Origin of the sequence: Telluribacter roseus (genome assembly GCF_017355915.2) — a bacterium.
Lineage (GTDB): Bacteria > Bacteroidota > Bacteroidia > Cytophagales > Spirosomataceae > Telluribacter.
Genome location: NZ_JAFEUV020000006.1, coordinates 123,862 through 147,148 on the forward strand (window position 1 = coordinate 123,862; position 23,287 = coordinate 147,148).

Consider the following 23,287-nt stretch of genomic DNA (forward strand, 5'->3'; position numbering starts at 1 on the left):
TTTAGCTGTTAGCTTTTATTAAAGTAAAGCACAGTAGTTGTTTGGTGCTTTATCTTCCTTCAAAAAATAGATATAACGAGTACTGAAATTATGAAGCTACTCATCAAAAATATGGTCTGTGACCGCTGTCGGCGGGTAGTGCGGGAGGAACTGGAAGGGCTGGGCCTGCAGGTGCAGGATGTAGCGCTGGGAGAGGTAGAAGTAGAGGGGGAGCCCTCTGCCGAGAAGCTCCTGGAAGTGGATGAAACCTTGAAGAAAAGTGGGTTTGAACTCCTGAACGATCGCCGGTTGGCCCTTGTTGAATATATAAAGACCTTGGTTATCGAAGAGGTACAGCATCTGAAAGGCCAGAAGCCCGGCACGATGAACTTCTCGGACTACCTGGCCGAAAAGACCGGCTACGAGTACTCGTACCTGAGCACCCTTTTTTCGACCGAGACGGGCACTACCATTGAGCAGTACCTGATCGCGCAGCGGGTAGAAAAAGTAAAAGAGTGGCTGTCGTACGATGAACTAAGCATCAGCGAAATGGCCTGGCGCCTGGGGTACAGCAGTTCGGCTCACCTGGCCAACCAGTTCAAAAAGCTGACGGGACAGACGCCCGGACAGTACAAGAAGGGAGCGCTGCTGGCGCGCAAAACACTGGATCAAGTATAGATTAAATAACCTCTTATAACACGTAATCTTTCTGAATTAATGAAAAAAGTATTGTTTCTGCTGTCGTTTGGTGCCCTGGTAGCCTGTTCCGGAAATGACGAAAGTACCACTCAAACTACCGATGCTCCCGCTGCTACGGAGCAGGTAGCCGATGGCAAGCAGTTTGCCTGTCCCATGAAATGCGAAGGAGACAAGACCTACGCCGAAGCAGTAAAATGTCCGGTGTGCGAAATGGACCTGAAAGAAGTAGCCGTAGCGCATACAGAAGGTGACGGCCATAATCACGATCATTAAACCAGTAGCTTTAAATACAATCTAATTCATAAACCCAATAATCTCATAACCATGAAAGCAACCCTTTTTTCAATACTATTCGCCCTGGGCGTGACTTTTGGCTTTGCGCAGGCTGATGACAAAGAGAAGGTAGTAAAGGTAAAAACTTCGGCTATCTGCGAAATGTGTAAAGAGCGGCTGGAGCGTAATCTGGGCCTGTCGAAGGGAGTAAAGGAAGCTGATCTGAACCTGGACAACAAGGTGATGACGGTGAAGTACAACCCTAAGAAAACCGACGAAGCCTCAATCAAGTCGATCATTGTCAATACCGGCTATGATGCAGACGGAATGGTAGCCGATCAGAAGGCGCACGACAAACTACCCAAGTGCTGCCGCAAAACAGCAGCTCCTCATAGCGATATGAAGCACTAATATTTGAAAAGCCGGATGGAACACTTGTTCCTCCGGCTTTTATATTTTCTGTCCTCTTCCTGCCCAATATACCTCCTTTCTGCTACTCTGATTGAGTACTCAAGTTGGGCATACCCAGCTTATTAGCAGCTACCATATATTCCATCGGCCCACTATCTGGATCTGATTCCCCTCTTACCATCCTCCTTTTTCTGTCCACGGCCTTTTTGGCTACTGGGGTAGGGGAAGTACTGGGCTTTTTTCGCCGCGCTTGGGGTAGGCATAGTTATTTGTGGGGTAGCTGGACAGGATGCTGATTGAGGAGAAGAGAAGCTCTTAAACACATAATCACTATCAACCCATGAAAAAGCACTATTTAGATCTTATAGCCATTGTGGCTGCTGTACTAGTAGCCGTACCGGCTGCGGCCCAGCATGATCACCACCAGCATCAGGCACCGAAGGCCGATACTACCAAGCCTGACCACTCTATGCATCAGGGACATACCATGGAAGGAGCCGCCGGTAGCCAAATGGGAGGTATGCACCACATGACGCACGCATTTTCGCTCAGCCTGCCCATGACCCGAAACGGCTCCGGTACCAGCTGGCAGCCCGATGCCACGCCCATGTACGCCTACATGCACCACGGCCGCAACTGGAACTACATGGTACACGGTAGCGTGTTCCTGCAGTACAACGGGCAAAATATCAACAACAAGGGCAGCAAAGGCTCTGAGCGGGCCTTTAATGTACCTAACTGGGTCATGGGGATGGCCCAGCGGCAGGTGGGGCAGAATGGCCTGGTCACTATCCGGAGCATGGTATCGCTGGACCGTATATTTGACGGTGGAGCAGGCTATCCGCTCCTGTACCAGTCGGGTGAAACCTGGCAGAACCAGCCCCTCATTGACCGACAGCACCCCCACGACCTCATTTCGGAGCTGGCCGTTGGCTATACCCAGCGCTTTAGTCCCAAACTGGACGCCAGCATCTACGTAGGCTATCCGGGTGAGCCGGCCCTGGGCCCCACCGCCTTTATGCACCGGATGTCGGCCTTCAATAACCCCAACGCTACCTTGGGTCACCACTGGCAGGATGCTACCCACATAACGTTCGGGGTAGTTACGGCCGGAGTACGCTACGGCGACTTCAAGGTAGAGGCCTCCCGCTTTACCGGTCGTGAGCCCGACGAAAACCGCTTTGACTTTGACCGCCCCCGCTTTGACTCGTACAGCTACCGCCTGATGTATAACCCTACGGATAACTGGGCCTTCCAAGTATCCCGTGGCTTTATCAAAAGTCCGGAGGTGTCGCATGCCGATGGGGATGTGCATCGTACCACGGCTTCGGCGCAGCACTCCGTACCGCTGCTGGGCAGCCCTACGCGCTGGCTCTCATCCACGCTGGTGTGGGGGGTTAATGACAAAGGGCATGGGCACCGCGAGCACTCCGCCCTGCTGGAGTCAAACCTGCAGCTGAACAGGTGGGGAGTATATGGTCGCTATGAGTGGGTACAGAAATCACCCGAGGAGCTTTTTGTGAATGTACCCGAAGCATTTCCTCACGATAGGGTATTCCCGGTGTCGGGGCTGACCCTGGGTGTTAACCGGCAGATAGCCAGCTTTGCCAATACCCTACTCCAGCTGGGCGGACAGGCAACATTTTACACGCAAGATACCGAACTGGAACCTTACTACGGCACCAATCCGCTATCGGCCCAGGTGTACCTGCGCCTGACTCCCGGCCTGATGCGCATGGGTATGTAGGAGTTACAATACGTGTTCTAATCGGGAGCTACCTCAAACAACTGGGGTAGCTCCCGGTTTTTATATAGATTTGCCAGCACGCATCAGCCGATAGAACCTGCCATGTCCGACTACCAGAATACCCTCCAGTACGCCCAACAGCAAGACCAGGCTGATCCGCTCAGGCCCTTTCGTGACCGGTTTCTGATTCCTCATAAAGCCGGCCAGCCCCAGGAAGGCCTGCCCCTGACGTATCTGTGTGGAAACTCCCTGGGATTACAGCCCGTAGCGGCGCGGGAGGCACTGAGCCGGGAACTAGACATCTGGCAGAACCACGGCGTAGAGGGGTGGTTTGAAGGGGAGGAGCCCTGGCTATACTACCACCGCTACTGCAAAGAGCCACTGGCCAGGGTAGTAGGCGCACTACCCTCGGAGGTATGCCCCATGAATAATCTGACGGTCAATCTGCACCTGATGCTGACGTCGTTCTACCGGCCTACGGCGGAGCGGTTCAAAGTACTTACCATCGCAAGCGATTTCCCCTCGGATCAGTACGCGCTGGAGACTCATGTGCGGGCGCGTGGCTACGATCCTGACGAAGTACTAGTGGAAGTACGTCCCCGAGCCGGCGAATACACCCTCCGGATGGAGGACATCCTACAGGCCATAGATGCGCATGCCGATTCGCTGGCGCTGGTCGTCATGAGCGGGCTGCACTACTATACGGGTCAGGTACTGGATATGCCGGCCATTACCCAGCATGCGCACCAATACGATATACCTGTTGGCTTCGATCTGGCGCATGCGGTAGGAAACTACCCCGTGCAGCTACACGACTGGCAGGTAGACTTTGCTGTGTGGTGCTCTTATAAGTACTTAAACTCCGGTCCTGGCGGCGCATCGGGTATCTTTGTGCACGAGAAGCACCACCAAGCCCATCTACCCCGACTGGCGGGCTGGTGGGGGTATCAGGAGGAGCGCCGCTTCGAAATGACAAAGGGCTTTGTACCCATGGCTGGGGCCGATGGCTGGCAGGTAAGTACGCCTACCATACTGTCACTGGCGGTACACCGGGCTTCGCTGGCTATCTTTGAAGAGGCCGGTATGAAGGAGCTACGGGCAAAGAGCGAGCGGGTGACGGGGTACCTGGTGTACATCCTACGGGAGATCAACCATACGTACGGTAACCCGGTTACAATCATGACTCCGGCCAATGCCAACGAGCGGGGGTGTCAGCTGTCGCTGCTGGTGGAGGAGCGGGGGAAGGCACTATTTGATGAACTGGTTCGGAATGGTATCATTGGTGACTGGCGGGAGCCCAACTGCATCCGGCTGGCCCCGACGCCTCTGTACAATACATTTGAGGAAGTCTGGCGGGTAGGGCAGGTACTAGACCATTTCTATTCCCAAATCTAAACTACGATTACCAACGCTATGAAGAAGAAAGAGTGTCCTGGCTGTGCTATGAATGTTGATGCGACCGAAAGAGTCTGTCCTATATGCAGCTACGAGTTCCCCCGGCCGACACCCTGGCTCCAGTGGGTAGCAGTCCTGCTGGTGGTAGTGATGTTTCTGATTCTCGTTCTTATATAACTCGTGTATTGCCGGGAGGTACTGTGCCCGTTCCATCCCTTACTTCGCTTTACATTCGAGGTCTTCTTCCTGCACATAGTACTTGCTCAAGACCGGGTACGCGGTTGCCTGCGGAGCGGCTCGTAGAGATACCTGTAGGAGGTGTCATATTCCGAAATGCGGATTCAGGTTCGCATGCCTCTCCTGACCATTTACCTGATTGCCTTGAGGTACAGAAAGGGTAATTTAGGTGCCCATCGGATACAAAATTCAGTTTTGCCGGGGTTTCGCCATATAAAAAATTTCATACTTCTCTACCTGAGTCCACTTACCGAAAGTTTTATACGCATAAAAACAACTTCTGTGCTACTGCTGCTATATATACACACCCTACGTTGACTGTATACGCCTATGAAAAGAAGGCTACTCCTCAGCCAGGATGTACTATGTGGAGAAAAAGCAAGTGGGGAATTTAATGCTCTTATAATCAGGGAAATGGGGCTGGAATAGTAAATAAATGTAGTAGTGGTTACTACTTGCTCGTCCAGATAGTGGTTTAGTCTTATCGAAACATTGAATCACAACAACGGTTAGTAACCTTTGGCCCCTCTATAATTGTGTGTGCCTGTAGTTGGGATAATTGGGGAGTACAATCCCCATGCCACAGTTGTTCATTTTTTCAATTCCCCAACTAGATCTTGCCGTTACTATGATCTTTGGTCAACTCTACAAGAAATAGTACAATTTGATCTTGGATCAACAGCAGCTTTTAAGAAGATTTATATAACAATAATTTAATACTCTAATACCGGTTCCTGTGGCACATGATTTATATACTCTGATGTGGCTTTAAGAATTTTAGAGTAACCAATAATTAACCAAAGTGCTCCATGAAGAAGATATCGTATCCCCTATTAATTGTACTTGTCGTGTGCTTAGGAGTAGGTGCCAACGATCTTATCAATCAACGAGCTCAGCCTTTAAAAATAGAAGGGAAGTGGTTATACAAAAAAGACTTTAACCAGATCTGGCCCCTGGCCGTTGACAGTGTGCAGCTTTGCTGCAAGGAGGGTAAGTATCTGTTCCTCCAGACCCGTGACCGGATCTTTGCCGTCAATAAAGCCGCCGAAGCCTACGGGCGGGACAAAGGCTGGGAGGTAATTGACAAAATCTGGATGTTTGATCCCAATCATCCCAGCAAGAAAATGGACCTGTCGGTCATTGTTGACGAAGGGCTGAAAGCCTGTGAAAACAAACCAGGAGATAATCATCAACATACAATAGCCACATATACCAGCTACTAGCTGTTTTTACAGATGGTGCAGTAGTCGTTTAATGGGTAGCATGTCAAGCCGGATCTCGCAGAGGTCCGGCTTACTTGTTTGGTGCCGGCTCCAGCATATCCGGATGTGCCAATAATTTCGGATATTTGTCACCATTTTTCTCAACATTTCACCAACAGATTATCTCATTTCAATCACCGCATCCGGCAGCTCAGACACGAACAGGTAGTGGCTTAACGTAATACTGGGGACCTTTATACTATTAAAATGGCAAAGATCACGCATCACATTCGTATGCACTGGTTACGATTTCTTTCCCGGACCAAGTGGCAGTTTCTGCTTCTGGTACCCATGTACGTTATATTATGCAGCTACTTTCTGGTAGGTGACCGGTACCTCTATGACCCGGTAGCGTTCCTGCTGTCGACCACCCTGAACTTCGTACTGGTGAGCGGCGTATTTGTATCCCTGGACTACCTGATCGAAGATATTACCCACAGGTACCCCGACCTGAGGCAGACCTTTACCCGCATCGTGATGACGCTCTGGGTCGTGTGTACCATTACGCCTATGGCGGTGCTGGGGTCGGTATTTATGTATGACTACTTTCATCTGTTTGGCTACAGCTACAGTACCGAGTCGCTCGTCAAGCTGCTGCTCATGAACCTGGCGGCTAACCTGATCTCCATTGGGATCTACGAGAGCTTCTACTCGACCGACAAGTGGAAAAAGAGTATGCTGGAAAAAGAACAGCTTGAGAAGAGTAACCTGCAGAGCCAGCTGGATGGATTGAAGAGCCAGGTCAATCCGCACTTCCTGTTCAACTCCCTCAACTCGCTGTCGTCACTCATTGCGGATGAACCCGAAAAAGCCGAGCGCTTCGTAGATGAGATGTCGAAGGTGTACCGCTACCTGCTGCAGACCAACGAAGCCGAGCTGACGCCCCTGGCGACAGAGCTGCAGTTTATCCAGTCGTACATTCACCTGCTCACTACCCGTTATGGCAAGGGTATATCGGTACATATTACTATTGAGGAAGGGCTGAAGCAGTACTACCTGCCGCCACTCACGCTGCAACTCCTGGTGGAGAATGCCGTAAAGCACAACATCACGCTCACCAGCAAGCCGCTGCACATCGAAATAAAGACAACCGAAGACGGCAAGCTAATGGTCCGGAACAACCTGCAGAAGCGCATCGTGCGGGTACAGTCCAACCAAGTGGGGCTGAGCAATATTTCGTCCAAGTACAAGCTGCTGGCGCAGCGGCAGACCGACCAGTCGGACATACGTATCGAGGAAACTACTGATTTTTTTACTGTAACGTTACCCCTTTTTAACCAGCACAACTAAGCATAGATCGTAATGAAGGCACTTATTGTGGAAGACGAGGAACTGGCCGTCCGGAAGCTCAGGAAGTTGATTCGGGAGGTGGATGAATCCATTGAGGTACTGGCTGCAACGGCTGGAATTGATGAAACCGTGGACTGGCTGACTACCTACCAGTCGGAAGGAAACCCTCCGCCCGATCTGATCTTTATGGACATTGAGCTGGCCGATGGGCAGAGCTTTGAGATCTTTGACCGGACCCACATTGCCAGCACGGTCATCTTTACGACCTCCTACGATGAGTACGCCCTGCAGGCCTTCAAGGTCAATAGTATCGACTACCTGCTGAAGCCCATACAGCGCGAGGACCTGGCCCGCAGCCTGAAGAAGTTCGTGGACCTGCGCGGAAAGGCGGCCTCGGGTGCTACTCCGCCCGCTATTAACCTGGAGAAGCTACTGCAGGAGTTACAGGGAAAATCATCCAAAGAGTACCGGAAGCGCTTTCTGGTCAGTCAGGGGCAGCGCATGGTATCCATCGAGGTCAAAGACATCGCTTATTTCTATACCGAAGACCGCTTCGCGTTTTTCAGAACCTATACCAACCAAAAGTACCTGATCGACTATACGCTGGATGAGTTGGAAAAAGCCCTGGAGCCGGACCTGTACTACCGGATCAACCGGGGGATCATGGTATCACACCAGTCGGTGCACCAGATCCACCCGTACTTTGGCAATCGCCTGTCGCTGGTACTGAATCCATCCATTGACAAGGAAGCGCTGGTAAGTCGCGAAAAGGTATCGGATTTTAAAGTATGGATGGGTAAGTAGTACCCTGGTCATATCCGTTTCTCCGCTACGTAGCCTCACATCTGATGTGGGGCTTTTTTTGTGCCGGTAGCTCGTCACGTTGGTATACAGTTCAACCCATTTTTATGACAGATGATGGACTATTTTGCCTAATTGGTAATCTAGTACTGGCTTTCGCCGCTCCGCATGTACAATTTAGGGCCCAAAATCAGGTATGAAACCCGATCCTGATCCATACTACTACTTAATAATCTTCAGACAGCCATGAAAAAAAGTAATGTAACAGGCCCTGGCCTAACGCGTACCATCAGTCGACTCCTATTTGTTGCCGCTCTTTCCTTATCAGCCACCCTCTATTCCTGCGAAGGACCGCAGGGCGAAATTGGCCCGCAAGGACCGACAGGCCAGTCAGGTGCCCAGGGGCAGCAGGGGCCCAAAGGAGACAAAGGAGATAAGGGAGACAAAGGCGAAGCCGGTGAATCGGGCGGTGCCCTTCAATTTTCGATGGGACCTTCTTCCTCTACCGATAACGGATCTTTTATAGATACCACCGTTATCACGTACAAAAATCTGGCGGCGGTTGAGAAGGGACTGGTGCAGGGTTATGTCAAGCTCCGGAATGTGTGGTTTCCGATACCTAATAAACTTAGGGTTCCGACGGAGAAGGACGCTAATGGGTTGATAAAGGATGTACTGTTTGCTTACAGGATACAGGATGGTCGCATGATCAGTACAGTGCATGTATTTGAGGGAGGAGGGGAGAAGTATCTACTGCAGGATATCCGGGTGGTGATCGTACCGGCTCAGAACGCCCGCCTGCACGCAGGGCTGGACCTGAGCAACTACGAAGAGGTACGCAAAGCGTATAACCTGCCCGAGTAGTAGCTTACCCAGGCGATATATACCCCATCATCACTCATCCTTCATTAGAGTTAAGTACATCATATAGCCATGAAATTAATGCATAGTATATCGGCCCTAACGTTGGGGCTCCTCCTGAGCCTGTCGGGGTGTAATCCTGATAACGCTGGTCAGGGGCCGGATCCGGTTGATCAGGTCGCTGAGCCTACCGAAGTAGGTACTCCTCAGGGAGCGGTAGTCAGCAAACATATTGGCCCGCAGGGTGGTACCCTCGCCACCGCCGACGGCCAGGTAGAGCTGACCATACCGGCCGGAGCCCTGACTCAGGAGACGACCATCTCCATCCAGCCCATCAGCAACCATACCCCCAACGGCGTAGGTACCTCGTACCGCTTCCTGCCCGACGGGCAGCAGTTCAGCAAGCCTGCTACGTTGAAGTTCAGGTACTCCGACGCCGAAGTAGTCAACAGCGCTCCTGAAGCGCTGGGCATTGCCTACCAGCGTACCGACAAGGTATGGTACAACGTGCCGGGCAAGAGCCTGGACAAGCAGAAGCGGGAGGTGACCGTACCCATGCCGCACTTCAGCGACTGGAGCCTCTTTGAGAATTTTATGTTAGTGACGGACCCGGCGAAGGACGTACTTAAATATGGTGAGTCGGTAACCCTGCAGATCATGGAGCTGGCACCGCTGACGGAGACGAAGGAAGAGCCTCTGATTCAGAGAACGGGCGGAGCCAACAACGGACTCAAATGGTCATTGGTGGGCGGTGGTACTCTGAAGCCTTCCGGCTCGTCGGCTACCTATACAGCGCCCCGTGGGCCTTCCAATCCCAATCCGGTGACTATATCGGTAGAGCTTAACTTCAAGAACAACCCTACCAAACTGATACTGGTAAAGGAGCTTTACATTGGCTCTGGCTTTGTGAAGGTCAACTTCCTCGGGAAGGACTACGTATTTAGTTCAATGGCTATCTTGGATGATGAAGACCCTACTAATGCCAGCATTATAGGCGCTACTCCTAAGGAAGTACTGCAGATCGAGTTTAGTAACGGCCGAAAAGGGAGCTTTCCCTTCTGGTATACCGCCGAAGGAAACAAGTGCCGCGTTAGCTTCACGCTGTCGCCCAGTCAGCAATACGATAGCGGACACGACTGGTGTGATGGAGAAGACATGGTAGCCAGCGGGCAGGTGGTATTCGAAGAGTACGTACCTGGTAAATACGTCAAAGGTACCTTCTCGGGCAACCTCATCAAGTACGATCATCAATGTACCAAGGCTGGTCCGGCTATTAGTGGGTCTTTCTTTGTGATGTCAGCTACGGCCCTGATACCAGGTATATAAATAATAATCCCGCTGGGGCATATACCTCAGCGGGAGTTGTCTATCCTTGGAGTTATAGATTCCTGAGACCTGGTGGCTTCAGATCTCATTGGCCTCCGTTAAAATAACCGGTACATCGTCGGTGATCAATATGGTATGCTCATGCTGGGCTACGAAGCTGCCGTCTTTGGTCACGAGGGTCCAGCCATCGCCCTTATCGTGCGCGTAGGCAGCTTTGGTTGATATGAATGTTTCGATGGCTACGGTTGAGTTCTTTTTGAAACGCAGGGTATTGGCCTTATCGTAGAAGCAGGGAATCTCGCTGGGGGCTTCGTGCAGGCTTCTACCTACGCCGTGTCCCACCAGGTTTCGGATTACCTTGTAGCCGGCGTTTTTGGCTTCGGTTTCAATAAACTTTCCTACGTCTGCTATGCGTACTCCCCCTTTTATCTGTTGTATGGCTTTGTAGAGAATCTGCCGGGAGGCGTCTACCAGCGCATTGTGCTGATGGATATCATTCCCCAGTACAAAGGAGCCGCCGTTGTCGGCCCAGAAGCCGTCCAGCTCCGCCGATACATCTATATTGATCAGGTCACCTTCCTTAAGCTTTACTTTCTCAGAAGGTATCCCGTGGGCAATCTCATTGTTAAGGCTGATGCAGGTCCAGCCTGGAAATCCGTACGTTAGTTTGGGAGCCGACCGGGCTCCGTATTGCCGGAGTACCGTGGCTCCGTATTCATCCAGCTCTTTGGTAGTCATACCCGGACGGGCGTATTCGCGCATTTGTTTTAGTGTGGCAGCTACTGCTTCACTAATCTTCTTCATCCCTTCCAGCTCAGTATAAGTAGTAATGGACATAGTGTACTTGTCAACTAGTTGTATAATATAACTTTTGGAACGCTACGTGTACGTTACTCAAAAATATAACTACCTCCGTAGCGGCTAAATGTTCCGTTACAAAGGTAGTTATTTTTAAAGGGGTACTTCACTGGGGGATTACCCTCCGGCCGTAGGGTGCCTTATGCGGCTACTTCTGATTCAACCCGCACGCGCTTAGGAATGGGAATACCCATCTTCTGGTAGGCTAGCTGCAGGGTAGGGTGCGCACCGTCGGCCATGTACGAGAGCAACTGCATCAGTTCGGCCCGGTACCGGATGGTAGTAATAGGGGTCTGGTTGCCGTATACGGTATAAGTGTCCTGCGCGTGGGCGATCAGGAGGTCCATGTCCGAGTATTCTTCCACGGCTTCTTCGGGACTACTCGCAGGGAGCAGCCGTGAGCCCACGTGCAGCTCTATAGTACAGCTGGTACCCGGCATCTGGTAGTACAGAGTAAAGCGGTTGCTGCCTGTATCAAACCGTCTGCCGACGGTGAAGCCGCTGTCCAGCAGAAAGGGGTGGTCAATCTGCTTATAGCCGGGAATATTGCTGAGGTAGATACCCTGCAGCGAGTGCCACAGGCGCTTCTTGCGGGTGTTGTCGCTGACCAGCTTATCAAGCGGGTCTACCAGCAGAAAGGTACTGTTGCCAACTTTGGTCTCTTCGTAGGGGGAGCTTTGCAGATCGTACATAAACTTGCTGAGCGGTACGCCCAGCGACACAAAAACTTCGGCCTGGTTAAAGCTCATCAGCCAGCGGTAGGGCACCAGCGTGATATCCTCTGCCGGGTGGCCTACACTTTCAAACACGCTGTTCAGAAATGACAGCTCCTCCGGCGTTGCCGGATTATCATACAACACAATAGTTCTCATACTTTTTCAGAGGGTTTACTTACCTCTAATATAGAGAAAATTTCATACCAAAAAAGAAAATGACTGAAAGTCACTAGTAGTGGGGTAGTAGGTTATAAAGAGCGGGGGCTTTCTGTACAAAAAAGTAGACTTCTACTTAGTGAACGGTGAATTAGATTCAATACCACTTATTTAAATTACAATTCAACGCACCTAAAACCTATTCGTATGAAAATGAATTTTAGAAAGTTCAGTACCACTTCCGCCTATGTGGCGGTGGCGGTAGCCTTTGTGGTAACGGGATGTATGACCGAGCCTGATCTGGTTCGTACCCCCCAGGATGGTCCCGCCTCTTCGGCCCGTGCAGCCGTAGATGAGTACGTGCCCAACGAGCTGCTTGTTAAGTTTAAAGCCGGAATTGCAGAATCAAAAAGAGCCGAAGCGCTGGCACGAGTCAATGGTGCGGTTGCTGAGCGCATCCTGACCAAAATGATGGAAAGAGTGGGAGACCGGGAGGGGATATTCCTGATCCGGACTCCTCTGGATGTAGCAGAAGCCAGGGGGCGGCTGAAGGGACTGGGCGAGATCGAATACGCCGAGCCCAACTACATCTACACCTACGATGCCACCTCCAACGATACCTACTTCACCAATGGGTCTTTGTGGGGGATGTATGGTGATGCCTCTACACCGGCCAACCAGTACGGTAGTCAGGCAGCCGAAGCCTGGGCAGCTGGTAAGACTGGTTCTGCATCAGTAGTAGTTGGTATCATTGATGAAGGTATCCAGGTAGACCATCCGGACCTGAAAGCAAATATCTGGACAAATCCCTTTGATCCTGTAGATGGCAGAGACAACGATGGAAACGGATACGTAGATGATGTCAATGGCTGGGATTTTGATGGGAATAATAATACTGTTTATGATGGTGGTAAAAGCGGAGGTACTGATAAACACGGTACGCACGTGGCCGGTACTATTGGCGCCAAAAGTAACGGTACAGGTGTTGTAGGTGTTAACTGGAATGTTAAAATGATTTCCTGTAAGTTTCTAGGCCGTCGGGGAGGTACTACTGCTAACGCAATCAAAGCTGTTGATTACCTGACTGACCTCAAGATCAGACATAACATTAACCTGGTGGCCAGCAACAACTCCTGGGGGGGCGGTGGTTTTTCACAAGCGCTACTGGAGGCTATAACTCGTGGAGCAAACGCAAACATATTGTTTATTGCGGCAGCGGGTAATGGTGGTAGTGATGGTGTAGGTGACAACAATGATTCGCAGGCTAATTATCCATCTAATTATAATACAAATGGTGTCAGGGACCCTAAAAGTGGTATAACATGTAATTACGATGCAGTAATAGCGGTAGCTTCAATCACTTCGACAGGTGCACGATCCAGCTTCTCTAACTACGGAGCCGCTACAGTCGATCTGGGAGCTCCTGGTTCAGGTATCTACTCTACCTTGCCTCCCAACGCCTATGGCTCTTACAGTGGTACTTCTATGGCTACTCCACATGTAACAGGTGGCGCGGCTCTGTATGCTGCAGGTAATCCAGGTTCAACAGCCGCAGACATTAAAAGTGCTATTTTAAGTAGTGCGGTGCCAACCGCTTCGTTGGATGGTAAATGCGTTACCGGCGGCCGCCTGAATGTGAGTGGTTTCTAGGCTGGAAAAACTCTTTTAATAAAACAGCGGCGGACTCCCCTTGGGGAGCCCGCCGCTGTTTTATACTTAACCTGATATCACCACCTATACTACCAGGCTCCAGCCGGGGCGGTACTCGCGCTTCACGTACTGGTTGGCAGGTTCGAAGTTCGTGATCTTCATGTTAGGTGCGTCGTAGTACAGCTTCTTACGCCCGGTATAGCGATCATCAGGGCGCTTGGCCGTCGGGTTATCCCGCAACATCCAGCTACGCAGGGCCAGATTACCGATCAGGATACTTTCGGTAAACGGAGCCGCGTACTCAAAGGGCGAACTGGTAACGCCTTTGCCGTGGCCGGCTATGCAGGCATTAACCCACTGCAGGTAGTGATTCTCCTCGGGTACCCTGGCTATAGTTTCGGGTATATTAAGTCCTTCGTTGTTTTTGAGTGGCAGCAGGCGCGGGTTAGCCCCGTAGCAGTCGGCCATCAGCTTCCCTTTGGAACCAATAAAAAGTACTCCTCCGTCGGCGTTCCCAAAAGCTTCGCCGGGGTTCAGCTCCTCGGGGCGTTCGGGCAGGATACCTCCGTCGTACCAGCTCACCTTGATATTTCCTTTGTTGTCCTGGCGGGGGTAGTCGAGGTGGATGGACGTAGTGAAAGGCGTCCAGTCTGGGTTGTGGTCCTGCTCGCGTAGGGTAAAGGTCCAGGTACCTCCCACGCTACACTCCACGGACTTAGGGTAGTCGATGGGCAGGATCCGGAACACCGGGTCCATGATGTGGCAGGCCATGTCACCCAGGGCACCGGTACCGTAGGGCCACCAGCCCCGCCAGTTCCAGGGCAGGTAGGCTTCATTGTAAGGTACCTTCGGGGCGGGACCGAGCCAGAGGTCAAAGTCAAGCTCTTTGGGTACTTCGTAGACCTTATCGGTCGGAATCGCCTGCGGCCATACGGGGCGGTTGGTCCAGCAAAGTACCTTGTTGACGTCGCCGATGATGCCGCTGTCGTAGATCTCCTTCATGCGTCGTACACCGTTGCCGGAGCCGCCCTGATTACCCATCTGGGTTACTACCTTGTACTTTTTGGCCGCCTGGCCCAGCATACGCGCCTCGTAGATGTCGTGGGTCAGGGGCTTCTGGGTATACACGTGCTTGCCCAGCTGCATGGCAGCCAGCGTAGCTACGGCGTGGGTATTGTCGGGGGTAGAGATGGAGCAGGCATCTATGTTGTTCTTTTCCTTGGCCAGCATCTCCCTGAAATCGCGGTAGTAAGTAGCCTTGGGAAAGGCCGTGCGTGAGTCGGCTGCTCTGCGGTCGTCCACGTCACAGAGCGATACTATATTCACATTGGGACTTTTGGCAAAAGAGGCCAGGTCACTCTTGCCTTTTCCGCCTACCCCTATGCCTGCGATATTGAGTTTATCGCTGGGAGCTACGTAGCCTTTGCCGAGTACGTGGCGGGGTACTATAAAGAAGCTGGTGGCGGCCAGCGACGTGCTTTTCATGAAGTCGCGGCGGGTAGTACTGATGCCGGTGATGGTTTTCTTGTCCATAAGATGGGGAAAGGGGGTAGGTTATAGTTAGGAGTTGAATAACTAGTGGAAAGCAATAGCGTACTGGGGCACTTTACGGAAAAGAGAGTTACTCTCAGGTAAATGATTTTAGAAGTATATTCTAGAGATAAACTACTGAGACTAAAGGAGGAAGTACTATTGGCCGGATGAAATTATTTCTCCGAAAGCGGAGTCGCAGGAAACATTTTGAAGAGATGCAGGTAGGTACTAGTGTACGTATGGATAGAGTCAAAACAGCATCTTATACTTATGAAGAACTTACTGGTTGCCGTCGACATTGATGATGAATCCCGGGAGCTGATCCGGATGGCCTCTGAGCTGGCCGAAAAGCTCGGAGCCAAAGTATGGATTGTACACGTCACCGCCGCCGAGCCTGACTTTGTCGGCTACGGCGTAGGACCGCAATACATACGCAATATGCGGGCCGAAGATATACGGGACGAGCACCGCTACCTGCAGGAGTACTGCCGGAGCCTGGTAGACAGAGGGATAGAGGCGGATGCGCTGCTTATCCAGGGACCCACCGTAGATATGATCCTGCTGGAAGCCCAGAAGCTGGCGGTGGACATGATCATCATAGGGGCCCACGACCACGGCTTCCTCTACAACGCCTTCAACGAGAACACCGCCCTCGCCCTGGTCAAAAAAGCCCGTATCCCGATATTGACGGTACCGCTTTAAGTAATTCTGAATTTAGAATTCTGAGTGCTGAATTGCCGTGAAAACAAAAACGGGCTGTTCAGTTGACTATGGACAGCCCGTTTTAACTTTATCAAAATATTAAAGTAAGAAGACTCTTTAACTGCTAATTAATAATTCAGAATTCAACATTCAGAATTTATTACCCTTCCACCCTTCCTGCTTTCCTCCCTTCCTCCTTCTAAAAAATTACATTCTCAAACTACGCAGGTAGGCGATGCTGATGGGTACCTGCGTTGAGATGTTGGAGCTTTCATCCTCGATGTAGTAGTACTTGATGCTGGTTTTATTAGCTGCTTTCAGGATAGTGGGCAGATCCAGTTGACCGGTACCGAGGGCTACGTCGTTATCGGGAGGTGTACCGCCCGACAGGTTACCCTGAACGCCTTTCTTCAGGTCTTTGACGTGCATGAGCTTAAAGCGGGTAGGGTACTTAGCCAGGATCGCCGCCGGATCATGACCGGGGAAGAAGGTCCAGAGAATATCCATCTCATAACTCACGTACTTCGGATCGGTTTTCTGTACGATGTAGTCAAACAATGTAGCATCCTTGCCTTTTACCTCTGAGGCTACCTGGGCCGGTACGGGCTGAAACTCAAAGCCGTGGTTGTGGTAGCAGAAGGTGAGGCCGTGCTCGTCTTTCAGGGTCTTGCCGAAGCGGTTAAAATCCGCCACCGTTTTCTTCGCCAGGTCCAGCGTAAAATCTCCCTTGTGAGGGATCCAGGCTACCCGTACAAACTCCGCACCCAGTGTCTTGGCGTTGGCGGCCACTTCACCAATCTTATTTTCCAGATCCGGATAACCTACGCCAAAGGAAGTACAGCGCATACCGCGCTCGTCGAGCAGGGCCCGGATATCCTGGGCCGTCCGGCCAAACAGGTTCGAGAACTCTATATTGGTAATACCCAGGGCTTTGATAGTATCCAGGGTGGCGGCTACATCTTTCTGGAAACTCTTCCGGTAAGTGTAGGACACCATCCCCAACTTAGGGTCGTTGGCCTTGTCGGTGAAGAGGGGCTTTCCTTTCTGGGCGAAAGCCGGGGGGACGGTCATCAGGCCCAGGGTAATGGCTACTAGGAGTATTTTTTTCATGAATGGTTAGTAGTTGGAATAAACAGTTTGTCCGATCGTCTCCAGTAAAAAGACACCAGTGGGTGACTTCTCCTTTATACAACTCTATTGACGCATTTTCAGGACCTGACCCTTACGCAACCCATTGCACCTGTCCGAAGCGCCAGGGTACTTCTTTACCATGAGCTGTAATCCCTCCTGCTGTATGTTAAATTATTAAGAAACAGGACCAGCCACCCCCGTGAGTCTCAAACAATTCTACAGGACATCCCCTTATAGATCAAAGGTTTTATTTTTTCCAATAATCCACACAATGAAAAAAAACTTTATTCACGGTACGCTGCTCGTAGCGGCAGCTTGTGGGCTAACGGCCTGCGAAGATCATCGGGACAGTCCCAATGCGGCCTTTCCGGAGCGGATTGAATTTGTGGCGGAGCGGCAGTATCCCGAGGGCATTGCCTACTCGTCGCAGCTGGACCGCTTTATTATCACTTCTCTTACGCAGGGCAAACTGGGTACCGTAAGTACCAGTGGCCAGTACCAGGATCTGCTGTCGGTGCCCGAGTTGATCAGTGGGGTGGGGGTGAAGGTGGCCAACGGCCGGATATTCGTCGCCAACAGCGACAACGGTGTCTCCATCAAAAGCAGCCCGCAGACGGTCCGGAAAACGGCCGAGTTGCTGGTGTTTGACCTCAGTACCCGCACCCTGGAACGGCGGGTGGACCTGGACGACCTGCTGCCGGGTGTAAACCACTTTGCCAACGACCTGGCCCTCGATCCTACTGGGAAAGTGTACGTGACGGATTCGTTTGCGCCGGTGATCTACCAGGTAACCGCCGACGGACAGGCCAGCGTACTGGTACGTGATGATGCGCGGTTTTCGAGTCCCACCTTTGGCCTGAATGGCATCGTGTATCACCCCAGCGGGTACCTGATCGTAGCCAATACGGGAGCCGGAAAGCTGTACAAAGTAGACCTCAACAATGGCAATGCGGTGACGGAAGTAGGAGGTATCAGCAGCTTGCCGGGCGACGGCCTGACGCTCGTAGGTACTACCGATCTGTACGTGGTGACGGGCAGCGGCAGCCGCGTGGCGCTGGTCCGGAGCAACGATAACTTTGCTACGGCCTCAGTAGTCAAAACCGATCAGGCCGGCTACTCCATGGCTACCACCAGTACCTATGTAAACGGCGATATCTATACGCTCAACGCCCGCATCGGAGAGATTGGCGCGGCCATGGGCGACCCTTCCAAACTACAATCCAGTACATATAGTATCCAGCAGTTTAAGTAAAAGATTGTAGGGAAGGAGGAAAGAATGAAAGGGGGAAAGGAGGAAAGGTAATCTGTAAGACTACGCTTCTGGCAGCACCTGTTACTTGGCTTTATGATCGGTTTAAAAAGCATGAGCCACCCCATTTTTTATTAGGGTGGCTCCTGATGCTTTTCACGAACTCTTATTACAGCCGGTAATACTCTTCCCAGCCTTTGCGTGGCGCGGCTCCTTCGAGCAGGAAGTTGGCCAGCGGATTGTTGGTGATCTGTTTGGTTTCCCGGTCAAAGATCAGCTTCGTATTCAGCCTTTGTGCCAGTACCCCCAGCGCAAATACCTGGCTCAGAGGCCCGGCTATTTCGAAAGAAGACCGGCACTTTTCCTCGCCTTTGCAGGCTTTAAGAAAATTGGCGTAGTGGTTGGACGGACTTGCCGGTACCACCGGTAGTCGGGAGGCCAGATCCTTGGCTTTGTCTTCCGGAATGATGGATAGTGTACTGCCGTGCGAACCTCCCTTGAAGGTCAGGTCTTTGCTATAGATGATCTTGCCAGGATTCAGCTTGGCTGGCTGCATTTGTCCGTTGCTGGGCGGGGGAATGTTGGGGTCCAGTTCGGAGACGCCGTAGCCCTTCGGCACTGATGGTATGTTGTTCAGGCCGTCCTTCCAGGTGATCTCCACCGGAGGCATGCTACCCCGCGCCGGAAATTTAAACGAGAGCGTCGTAGACATCGGGAAGAAAAAAGAGTTGTGGCCGTCCAGCATCACCGCGTCCACCTCGTAGGGCAGCCCTAAGTCCAGAAACTCGTGGGCGGTATCAATGATGTGCGCGCCCCAGTCGCCGAGGGCCCCCATACCCAAATCGTACCAGCAGCGCCACTGCCCGTTCACGAAGTCTTTCTGGTAGTGTAGGGGGTGGGAGGTGGTGAGCCAGGTATCCCAATCCAGCGTTTTCGGAATGGGCTCCGCTTTGGGGTAGCTGGTCATTTTGGGGTCCCAGTCGTGCCAGCGCCGGCGGCTGTTCATGTGGGCCGTGATGGCCGTTACATCCTTAATGATTCCCGCATCCTTCCAGGCCTTAAACTGAAAATAGTTGGCCTCCGAGTGCCCCTGGTTGCCCATCTGGGTGGCTACCTTGTATTTTTTGGCGCCTGCCATCATCAGCTCCACCTCCTTAAAGGTACGGGCCATGGGTTTTTCCACGTACACGTGCTTGCCCAGCGACATGGCCAGCATCGTGATGGGGAAGTGGGCAAAGTCAGGTACTCCCACGCTTACGGCCTCAATCTTGTTACCCATCTTGTCGAACATCTCCCGGAAGTCCTGGAAACGGGGTACATCCGGCAGTAGCTTCAATACGTCCAGGGTTTGGGGCGCCCCCATGTCCACATCGCACAAAGCCACGATGTTTGCCAGGCCCGTCGCGTGCAGGGCTTTGGTGATTTCGCCCCCCCGGTTGCCGATGCCGATGCAGGCCAGATTTACTTTATCGCTGGGCGCTACGTGACCCAGAGGTTTTCCCAGTACCCGGGACGGAATAACTGAGACACCCGCAAAGGCTCCCAAAGCACCCGCTTTAACAAAATTTCTTCTATTCATTTGGTAGTTGTTTTCCACATTTGACCTATTGACGACATAAAGTATCTTCTTCCCCTAAATATACCTATGTCCAGCCATCACCACCTGCTACCACGCTTACCTTTTGCCCCGGTATAACGAAGGCGGAAGGGGGTGCTTAGCGCTAGAGGCTAAAGGCCTGGTCTTGCTCTACCTCCCACCGTTGCCCGTTGTGCTTCAACAGCGTAAGGGTCTGTACATGGAAAGTACGCTCGTAGGATTGCTGGGAGAAGTAGGCCCAGGCATCACCGAATACCTTTCGGTGCAGGTCTTTGAAGGCGACGGTCATATGGGCATGAAATGGGCGGTCGTCGGGCTTGATACCCAGTTGCTGGTGGAACGCCTCCGCCGTTACCTGATAGCAGGTACGCAGCGCCTCATCCATAATAACATCCACAAAAATGACCCGCTGCCCAAACCGGTCAAAGCCTCTGAGCTGTACCGGGAAGGGAGCCAGCCGGGCGGCGGCTGCCGCCATCGTTTCGACCAGGGTAGTAGCCTCCTCCGCCGGTAGCTTAAAAGGCGGGATGATCGTGATGTGCGGGGGCGACTTCAGGGCGTGTCGGCTGTTGAACTGCTCTGCCGCCACCTGCTTAAAAGCAGTCACATCCTGCTGAATTTGTTCATCGGGCAGAAGGGCGACAAAGTAAAGGGCTTGGGCGGCGGGTACAGACATGGCTTGATGGATTAGTCCTGCCCTGATAACTTACCTACAGACAAACAGTTTGCTCAAACGCAACGTCTACCCTCATCTGCTACTATTGCTAATCCGGCTATATCCCCTGCATTTTAGTAGTTTATTCAAGAAAGTTCTTTAACCATATCCCGAAATGGTAACCCGCATTGGCAATATCCAATAGTGCTAAAATAGCAAATACTGCAAAAATCAGATGTACTGGTTTGAAGTCTCTATTAAGTGCTTTCATAGCAATGAGATTTGATAATTTTTGAGTGGAGCTACTTTGTATATTTAGATATGAAATAACAGCTATGTAAACATACACAGTTTCGTTTATATTCGCTATGGTGCAGGCTCCGGATACTTCTAACGCAGTAGGTATATTTTCCATACTTAAGCATTGCCCATTTGCCCTGTGACTACTTACATGGAAACCGCTACTATAAAGCTTTGGTAGTAAGATACTTGCCTGTAAGGTAGTAAATGCAATAGGTTGTTGCAAGCGCCTGTTAAGATCTACTACAATAGATACGAATAGCCTTAGTAGCTGCTCCGGTATATAATTCTTAAAATAAGTCTAAGAAGCTGTCGCGCTCCTGCCGGATGAACAAATCCAGCAGGAGCGCGACGAAGTATAGGGCCTGGGCGGCGGGGGTAGACATGGCTTTGCAGGTTAGTTCTGCTGTTCTAACCTTGCAGGAGGTGAAAGAGTTGGAGCTGGCGGTGAACCGGGTTACGTACTTTCCATCAGGGGTAAAGGAGGTACTGTTTGCGCATGGCCTTGTACTGACTCAGGCCCGGCTCCCAACTTGCCCGGATTTCTTTTTCGGATTTGCCATCTATAATTTGCTGTCGGAATAAACCAGAGCCTACCAGCCTTTCGATAACCCCCATCTCTTTACTCAGACTGGAGTCAAAGAACTTTTCTTTGTGGGGCGAAGCCTTGTACAGCTCCATGACCCATTGCAGGTTGATCTGTTTCTTTTGTCGCAGTTGTTCGATATCATAGTTGCGCAGGTCAAGCCCATAGCATACCTGGTTCATAAAGAGCGGCGTTTCGGCCATGCCCTTGATACCGGTCGGGGTGAAGGAGAACTCAAACTTGCCTTTCAGTTCCGGGCTGCCTAGTACGGTAAAAGGAAAATACGTACCGCGACCATGATTGAGGTAAGTACCTTCAAATAAGCAGGTAGATGGATACAGCATCACCGCTTGCTGCGTATTTAGATTGGGCGACGGACTTACCGGCAGATCATACGGCATGTCGTGGTGGTAGTTGGCTACTTTGATGATCCGTAGGTTGCACTTTACCTTGTTGGTCAGCCATCCCTCGCCATTGGCCATCTGAGCAAATTCACCCACGGTTAACCCATGGGACATAGGTAGCGGAAACATGCCAATCCCTGATCTGAATCGCATATCGAGTATGGGGCCGTCGATCAGGTACCCATTCGGATTGGGCCGGTCAAGAATCAGCAGTTCCTTACCATTTTCGTGACAAGCCTCCATCAGACGTGCCAGGGCATTGATGTTGGTATAAAAGCGGCAGCCTACGTCCTGCAGGTCGTAGATCAGGATGTCTACATCAGCCAGATCCTCTTTGGTGGGTTTATTTTTCCGGCCGTATAGTGATACGATCGGAATGCCCGTAGCCTGATCGGCTTCATCAGCCACGGCTGTTCCGGCACTGGCATTGCCTCTGAAGCCATGTTCCGGACCAAATACTTTTACGATGTTAATGCCCAGTCTATGGAGGCTATCCACCAGGTGAGTCTTGCCAATAATGGAAGTTTGATTAGCCAGAATTGCCACCCGTTTGCCTCTGAGGTAGGGCAGGTACTTATCCGTTTGTTCCGCACCGGTTTGGATCTGATCTTTTTCGGTGACCGCTTCGGGGACCGCAACGTGAGTGGATGGGCTTTTGTCAACCAGGTAAAAGCTCAGTACAGCAATAAGAGAAAGGAGAAGTTTCATGGCTAGAATTTTTTATAGTCTGTAAATAGGTTGATGAGCCCATAGTGCCGCAGTAGCGTGTGAGCGCTGGCAGTAAAAGTAGGCCCTTAGAGTACCTGTGCAAAGTACCCCCAGGCCTCTCAGCGTTTCCTGGGACGATGCTGAGGTACTTAGCGGTTGAGCCGGACCTCTTATATACATTCGTCATTGATTATAAAAGACTTCTTCGCTCCATTTTAACGAATCTGGAAAAGGGAGACTGTATTGGGAAAAGTCGGACCAAAACATCAATATACTGTTTTTGGATGGCTCTTCTGAAGAAAGAATAACAGGAAACTGCCTGCCTTCTACGTACTTCCATTTGTCCTCGGTAAAATGGACAAAATAGCGCTGGTACTTATAATCGCGATAGTCGCTAAAAATCTTGCCCTGGTAAGAATACTGGTAGTAGAACCTTATGTAAAGTATCGAGGCCCTGGACTTGAATACTTTTTTGACATGGACTATAGTTGCCGTTTGGTAGGTCTGGTTTTGAATTATCTGTTTTTTATCCTGAGTACTCTTAATGGTCATATATAGCGCTGGTAAGGCTATCAGTACAAATCCCCAAATCCCAAAAAACATCGTCCACTCAAAATCAGACCTGTTTTCTTTAGGAACGCCTTCCATCATATCGTTTATAGCTTTCATAGAGTCAGGATTTGGGATCTACTTTATGAATGGCGCTTCGCATCTACATCTATATACAAGTAACTCAACTGCGCCTATATCTCCAAATACAG

General features: G+C 51.3%; 22 protein-coding genes. 13 read left to right on the top strand and 9 right to left on the bottom strand.

Annotated elements, in window-relative coordinates; genetic code table 11:
* Nucleotides 1-90 precede the first annotated feature (90 nt).
* The 10 genes from JTN23_RS13170 to JTN23_RS13215 all read left to right on the top strand — a co-directional run bounded on the left by JTN23_RS13170 (nt 91) and on the right by JTN23_RS13215 (nt 10,281).
* A complete protein-coding gene (locus tag JTN23_RS13170) occupies nt 91-657 on the top strand; it encodes a helix-turn-helix domain-containing protein (protein WP_247235302.1) in 567 nt (188 codons plus the stop codon).
* A 39-nt stretch (nt 658-696) separates the two neighbouring features.
* Nucleotides 697-951, top strand: a complete 255-nt coding sequence (locus tag JTN23_RS13175) for a heavy metal-binding domain-containing protein (protein WP_247235303.1) — start codon at nt 697-699, stop codon at nt 949-951.
* Nucleotides 952-1,002: 51 nt separating this feature from the next.
* Nucleotides 1,003-1,362 carry a heavy-metal-associated domain-containing protein gene (locus JTN23_RS13180; RefSeq protein ID WP_247235304.1) on the top strand — a complete coding sequence of 120 codons (360 nt, stop codon included), beginning with the start codon at nt 1,003-1,005 and terminating at the stop codon, nt 1,360-1,362.
* A 340-nt stretch (nt 1,363-1,702) separates the two neighbouring features.
* Nucleotides 1,703-3,109: a TonB-dependent receptor gene (locus tag JTN23_RS13185; RefSeq protein WP_247235305.1), complete on the top strand. Its 1,407-nt coding sequence runs from the start codon at nt 1,703-1,705 to the stop codon at nt 3,107-3,109.
* 102 nt (nt 3,110-3,211) lie between these two features.
* On the top strand, nt 3,212-4,504 hold the full coding sequence (kynU, locus tag JTN23_RS13190; RefSeq protein WP_247235306.1) for a kynureninase: 1,293 nt from the start codon (nt 3,212-3,214) through the stop codon (nt 4,502-4,504).
* A gap of 1,046 nt (nt 4,505-5,550) precedes the next feature.
* Complete coding sequence (locus tag JTN23_RS13195) at nt 5,551-5,964, top strand: DUF2511 domain-containing protein (RefSeq protein WP_247235307.1); 414 nt, start codon at nt 5,551-5,553, stop codon at nt 5,962-5,964.
* 246 nt (nt 5,965-6,210) lie between these two features.
* Nucleotides 6,211-7,293: a sensor histidine kinase gene (locus JTN23_RS13200; protein ID WP_247235308.1), complete on the top strand. Its 1,083-nt coding sequence runs from the start codon at nt 6,211-6,213 to the stop codon at nt 7,291-7,293.
* Between the two features lie 12 nt (nt 7,294-7,305).
* Nucleotides 7,306-8,097, top strand: a complete 792-nt coding sequence (locus JTN23_RS13205; protein WP_247235309.1) for a LytR/AlgR family response regulator transcription factor — start codon at nt 7,306-7,308, stop codon at nt 8,095-8,097.
* 243 nt (nt 8,098-8,340) lie between these two features.
* Nucleotides 8,341-8,958: a hypothetical protein gene (locus JTN23_RS13210; protein WP_247235310.1), complete on the top strand. Its 618-nt coding sequence runs from the start codon at nt 8,341-8,343 to the stop codon at nt 8,956-8,958.
* 69 nt (nt 8,959-9,027) lie between these two features.
* Entirely contained in the window at nt 9,028-10,281 is a 1,254-nt protein-coding gene (locus JTN23_RS13215; protein WP_247235311.1) for a hypothetical protein, read from the top strand.
* 78 nt (nt 10,282-10,359) lie between these two features.
* On the opposite strand, the gene map is transcribed toward JTN23_RS13215, so the two are convergent.
* Nucleotides 10,360-11,118, bottom strand: a complete 759-nt coding sequence (map, locus tag JTN23_RS13220) for a type I methionyl aminopeptidase (RefSeq protein ID WP_247235312.1) — start codon at nt 11,116-11,118, stop codon at nt 10,360-10,362.
* A gap of 161 nt (nt 11,119-11,279) precedes the next feature.
* Complete coding sequence (locus JTN23_RS13225; protein ID WP_247235313.1) at nt 11,280-12,011, bottom strand: hypothetical protein; 732 nt, start codon at nt 12,009-12,011, stop codon at nt 11,280-11,282.
* Between the two features lie 213 nt (nt 12,012-12,224).
* Here JTN23_RS13225 and JTN23_RS13230 point away from each other — a divergent pair, with 213 nt between their 5' ends.
* A complete protein-coding gene (locus tag JTN23_RS13230; protein ID WP_247235314.1) occupies nt 12,225-13,661 on the top strand; it encodes a S8 family peptidase in 1,437 nt (478 codons plus the stop codon).
* Between the two features lie 84 nt (nt 13,662-13,745).
* Here the strand turns inward: JTN23_RS13230 and JTN23_RS13235 are convergent, their stop codons facing one another.
* Complete coding sequence (locus tag JTN23_RS13235; RefSeq protein WP_247235315.1) at nt 13,746-15,194, bottom strand: Gfo/Idh/MocA family protein; 1,449 nt, start codon at nt 15,192-15,194, stop codon at nt 13,746-13,748.
* 270 nt (nt 15,195-15,464) lie between these two features.
* Here JTN23_RS13235 and JTN23_RS13240 point away from each other — a divergent pair, with 270 nt between their 5' ends.
* A complete protein-coding gene (locus JTN23_RS13240) occupies nt 15,465-15,896 on the top strand; it encodes a universal stress protein (protein WP_247235316.1) in 432 nt (143 codons plus the stop codon).
* A gap of 207 nt (nt 15,897-16,103) precedes the next feature.
* Here the strand turns inward: JTN23_RS13240 and JTN23_RS13245 are convergent, their stop codons facing one another.
* A complete protein-coding gene (locus tag JTN23_RS13245) occupies nt 16,104-17,006 on the bottom strand; it encodes a sugar phosphate isomerase/epimerase family protein (protein ID WP_247235317.1) in 903 nt (300 codons plus the stop codon).
* 292 nt (nt 17,007-17,298) lie between these two features.
* Between JTN23_RS13245 and JTN23_RS13250 the strand changes: the two genes are divergently transcribed.
* The gene (locus tag JTN23_RS13250) at nt 17,299-18,279 is read left to right on the top strand and encodes an SMP-30/gluconolactonase/LRE family protein (protein ID WP_247235318.1); all 981 of its coding nucleotides are present in this window, start codon (nt 17,299-17,301) and stop codon (nt 18,277-18,279) included.
* Between the two features lie 166 nt (nt 18,280-18,445).
* Here JTN23_RS13250 and JTN23_RS13255 read toward each other — a convergent pair whose 3' ends face one another.
* The 5 genes from JTN23_RS13255 to JTN23_RS13275 all read right to left on the bottom strand — a co-directional run bounded on the left by JTN23_RS13255 (nt 18,446) and on the right by JTN23_RS13275 (nt 23,195).
* Nucleotides 18,446-19,855: a Gfo/Idh/MocA family oxidoreductase gene (locus JTN23_RS13255; protein ID WP_247235319.1), complete on the bottom strand. Its 1,410-nt coding sequence runs from the start codon at nt 19,853-19,855 to the stop codon at nt 18,446-18,448.
* Between the two features lie 142 nt (nt 19,856-19,997).
* Nucleotides 19,998-20,549 (bottom strand): 2'-5' RNA ligase family protein, encoded by a 552-nt coding sequence (locus JTN23_RS13260; protein WP_247235320.1) that lies wholly within the window; start codon nt 20,547-20,549, stop codon nt 19,998-20,000.
* 121 nt (nt 20,550-20,670) lie between these two features.
* Nucleotides 20,671-20,943 carry a hypothetical protein gene (locus JTN23_RS13265; protein WP_247235321.1) on the bottom strand — a complete coding sequence of 91 codons (273 nt, stop codon included), beginning with the start codon at nt 20,941-20,943 and terminating at the stop codon, nt 20,671-20,673.
* A gap of 356 nt (nt 20,944-21,299) precedes the next feature.
* Nucleotides 21,300-22,526 (bottom strand): exo-beta-N-acetylmuramidase NamZ family protein, encoded by a 1,227-nt coding sequence (locus JTN23_RS13270; RefSeq protein ID WP_247235322.1) that lies wholly within the window; start codon nt 22,524-22,526, stop codon nt 21,300-21,302.
* Between the two features lie 183 nt (nt 22,527-22,709).
* The gene (locus JTN23_RS13275; RefSeq protein WP_247235323.1) at nt 22,710-23,195 is read right to left on the bottom strand and encodes a hypothetical protein; all 486 of its coding nucleotides are present in this window, start codon (nt 23,193-23,195) and stop codon (nt 22,710-22,712) included.
* Nucleotides 23,196-23,287 lie beyond the last annotated feature (92 nt).

Coding starts and splice junctions, on each gene's coding strand:
- JTN23_RS13170 (WP_247235302.1), top strand. CDS start 91: ATGAAGCTACTCATCAAAAATATGGTCTGTGACCGCTGTCGGCGGGTA.
- JTN23_RS13175 (WP_247235303.1), top strand. CDS start 697: ATGAAAAAAGTATTGTTTCTGCTGTCGTTTGGTGCCCTGGTAGCCTGT.
- JTN23_RS13180 (WP_247235304.1), top strand. CDS start 1,003: ATGAAAGCAACCCTTTTTTCAATACTATTCGCCCTGGGCGTGACTTTT.
- JTN23_RS13185 (WP_247235305.1), top strand. CDS start 1,703: ATGAAAAAGCACTATTTAGATCTTATAGCCATTGTGGCTGCTGTACTA.
- kynU (WP_247235306.1), top strand. CDS start 3,212: ATGTCCGACTACCAGAATACCCTCCAGTACGCCCAACAGCAAGACCAG.
- JTN23_RS13195 (WP_247235307.1), top strand. CDS start 5,551: ATGAAGAAGATATCGTATCCCCTATTAATTGTACTTGTCGTGTGCTTA.
- JTN23_RS13200 (WP_247235308.1), top strand. CDS start 6,211: ATGGCAAAGATCACGCATCACATTCGTATGCACTGGTTACGATTTCTT.
- JTN23_RS13205 (WP_247235309.1), top strand. CDS start 7,306: ATGAAGGCACTTATTGTGGAAGACGAGGAACTGGCCGTCCGGAAGCTC.
- JTN23_RS13210 (WP_247235310.1), top strand. CDS start 8,341: ATGAAAAAAAGTAATGTAACAGGCCCTGGCCTAACGCGTACCATCAGT.
- JTN23_RS13215 (WP_247235311.1), top strand. CDS start 9,028: ATGAAATTAATGCATAGTATATCGGCCCTAACGTTGGGGCTCCTCCTG.
- map (WP_247235312.1), bottom strand. CDS start 11,118: ATGTCCATTACTACTTATACTGAGCTGGAAGGGATGAAGAAGATTAGT.
- JTN23_RS13225 (WP_247235313.1), bottom strand. CDS start 12,011: ATGAGAACTATTGTGTTGTATGATAATCCGGCAACGCCGGAGGAGCTG.
- JTN23_RS13230 (WP_247235314.1), top strand. CDS start 12,225: ATGAATTTTAGAAAGTTCAGTACCACTTCCGCCTATGTGGCGGTGGCG.
- JTN23_RS13235 (WP_247235315.1), bottom strand. CDS start 15,194: ATGGACAAGAAAACCATCACCGGCATCAGTACTACCCGCCGCGACTTC.
- JTN23_RS13240 (WP_247235316.1), top strand. CDS start 15,465: ATGAAGAACTTACTGGTTGCCGTCGACATTGATGATGAATCCCGGGAG.
- JTN23_RS13245 (WP_247235317.1), bottom strand. CDS start 17,006: ATGAAAAAAATACTCCTAGTAGCCATTACCCTGGGCCTGATGACCGTC.
- JTN23_RS13250 (WP_247235318.1), top strand. CDS start 17,299: ATGAAAAAAAACTTTATTCACGGTACGCTGCTCGTAGCGGCAGCTTGT.
- JTN23_RS13255 (WP_247235319.1), bottom strand. CDS start 19,855: ATGAATAGAAGAAATTTTGTTAAAGCGGGTGCTTTGGGAGCCTTTGCG.
- JTN23_RS13260 (WP_247235320.1), bottom strand. CDS start 20,549: ATGTCTGTACCCGCCGCCCAAGCCCTTTACTTTGTCGCCCTTCTGCCC.
- JTN23_RS13265 (WP_247235321.1), bottom strand. CDS start 20,943: ATGGAAAATATACCTACTGCGTTAGAAGTATCCGGAGCCTGCACCATA.
- JTN23_RS13270 (WP_247235322.1), bottom strand. CDS start 22,526: ATGAAACTTCTCCTTTCTCTTATTGCTGTACTGAGCTTTTACCTGGTT.
- JTN23_RS13275 (WP_247235323.1), bottom strand. CDS start 23,195: ATGAAAGCTATAAACGATATGATGGAAGGCGTTCCTAAAGAAAACAGG.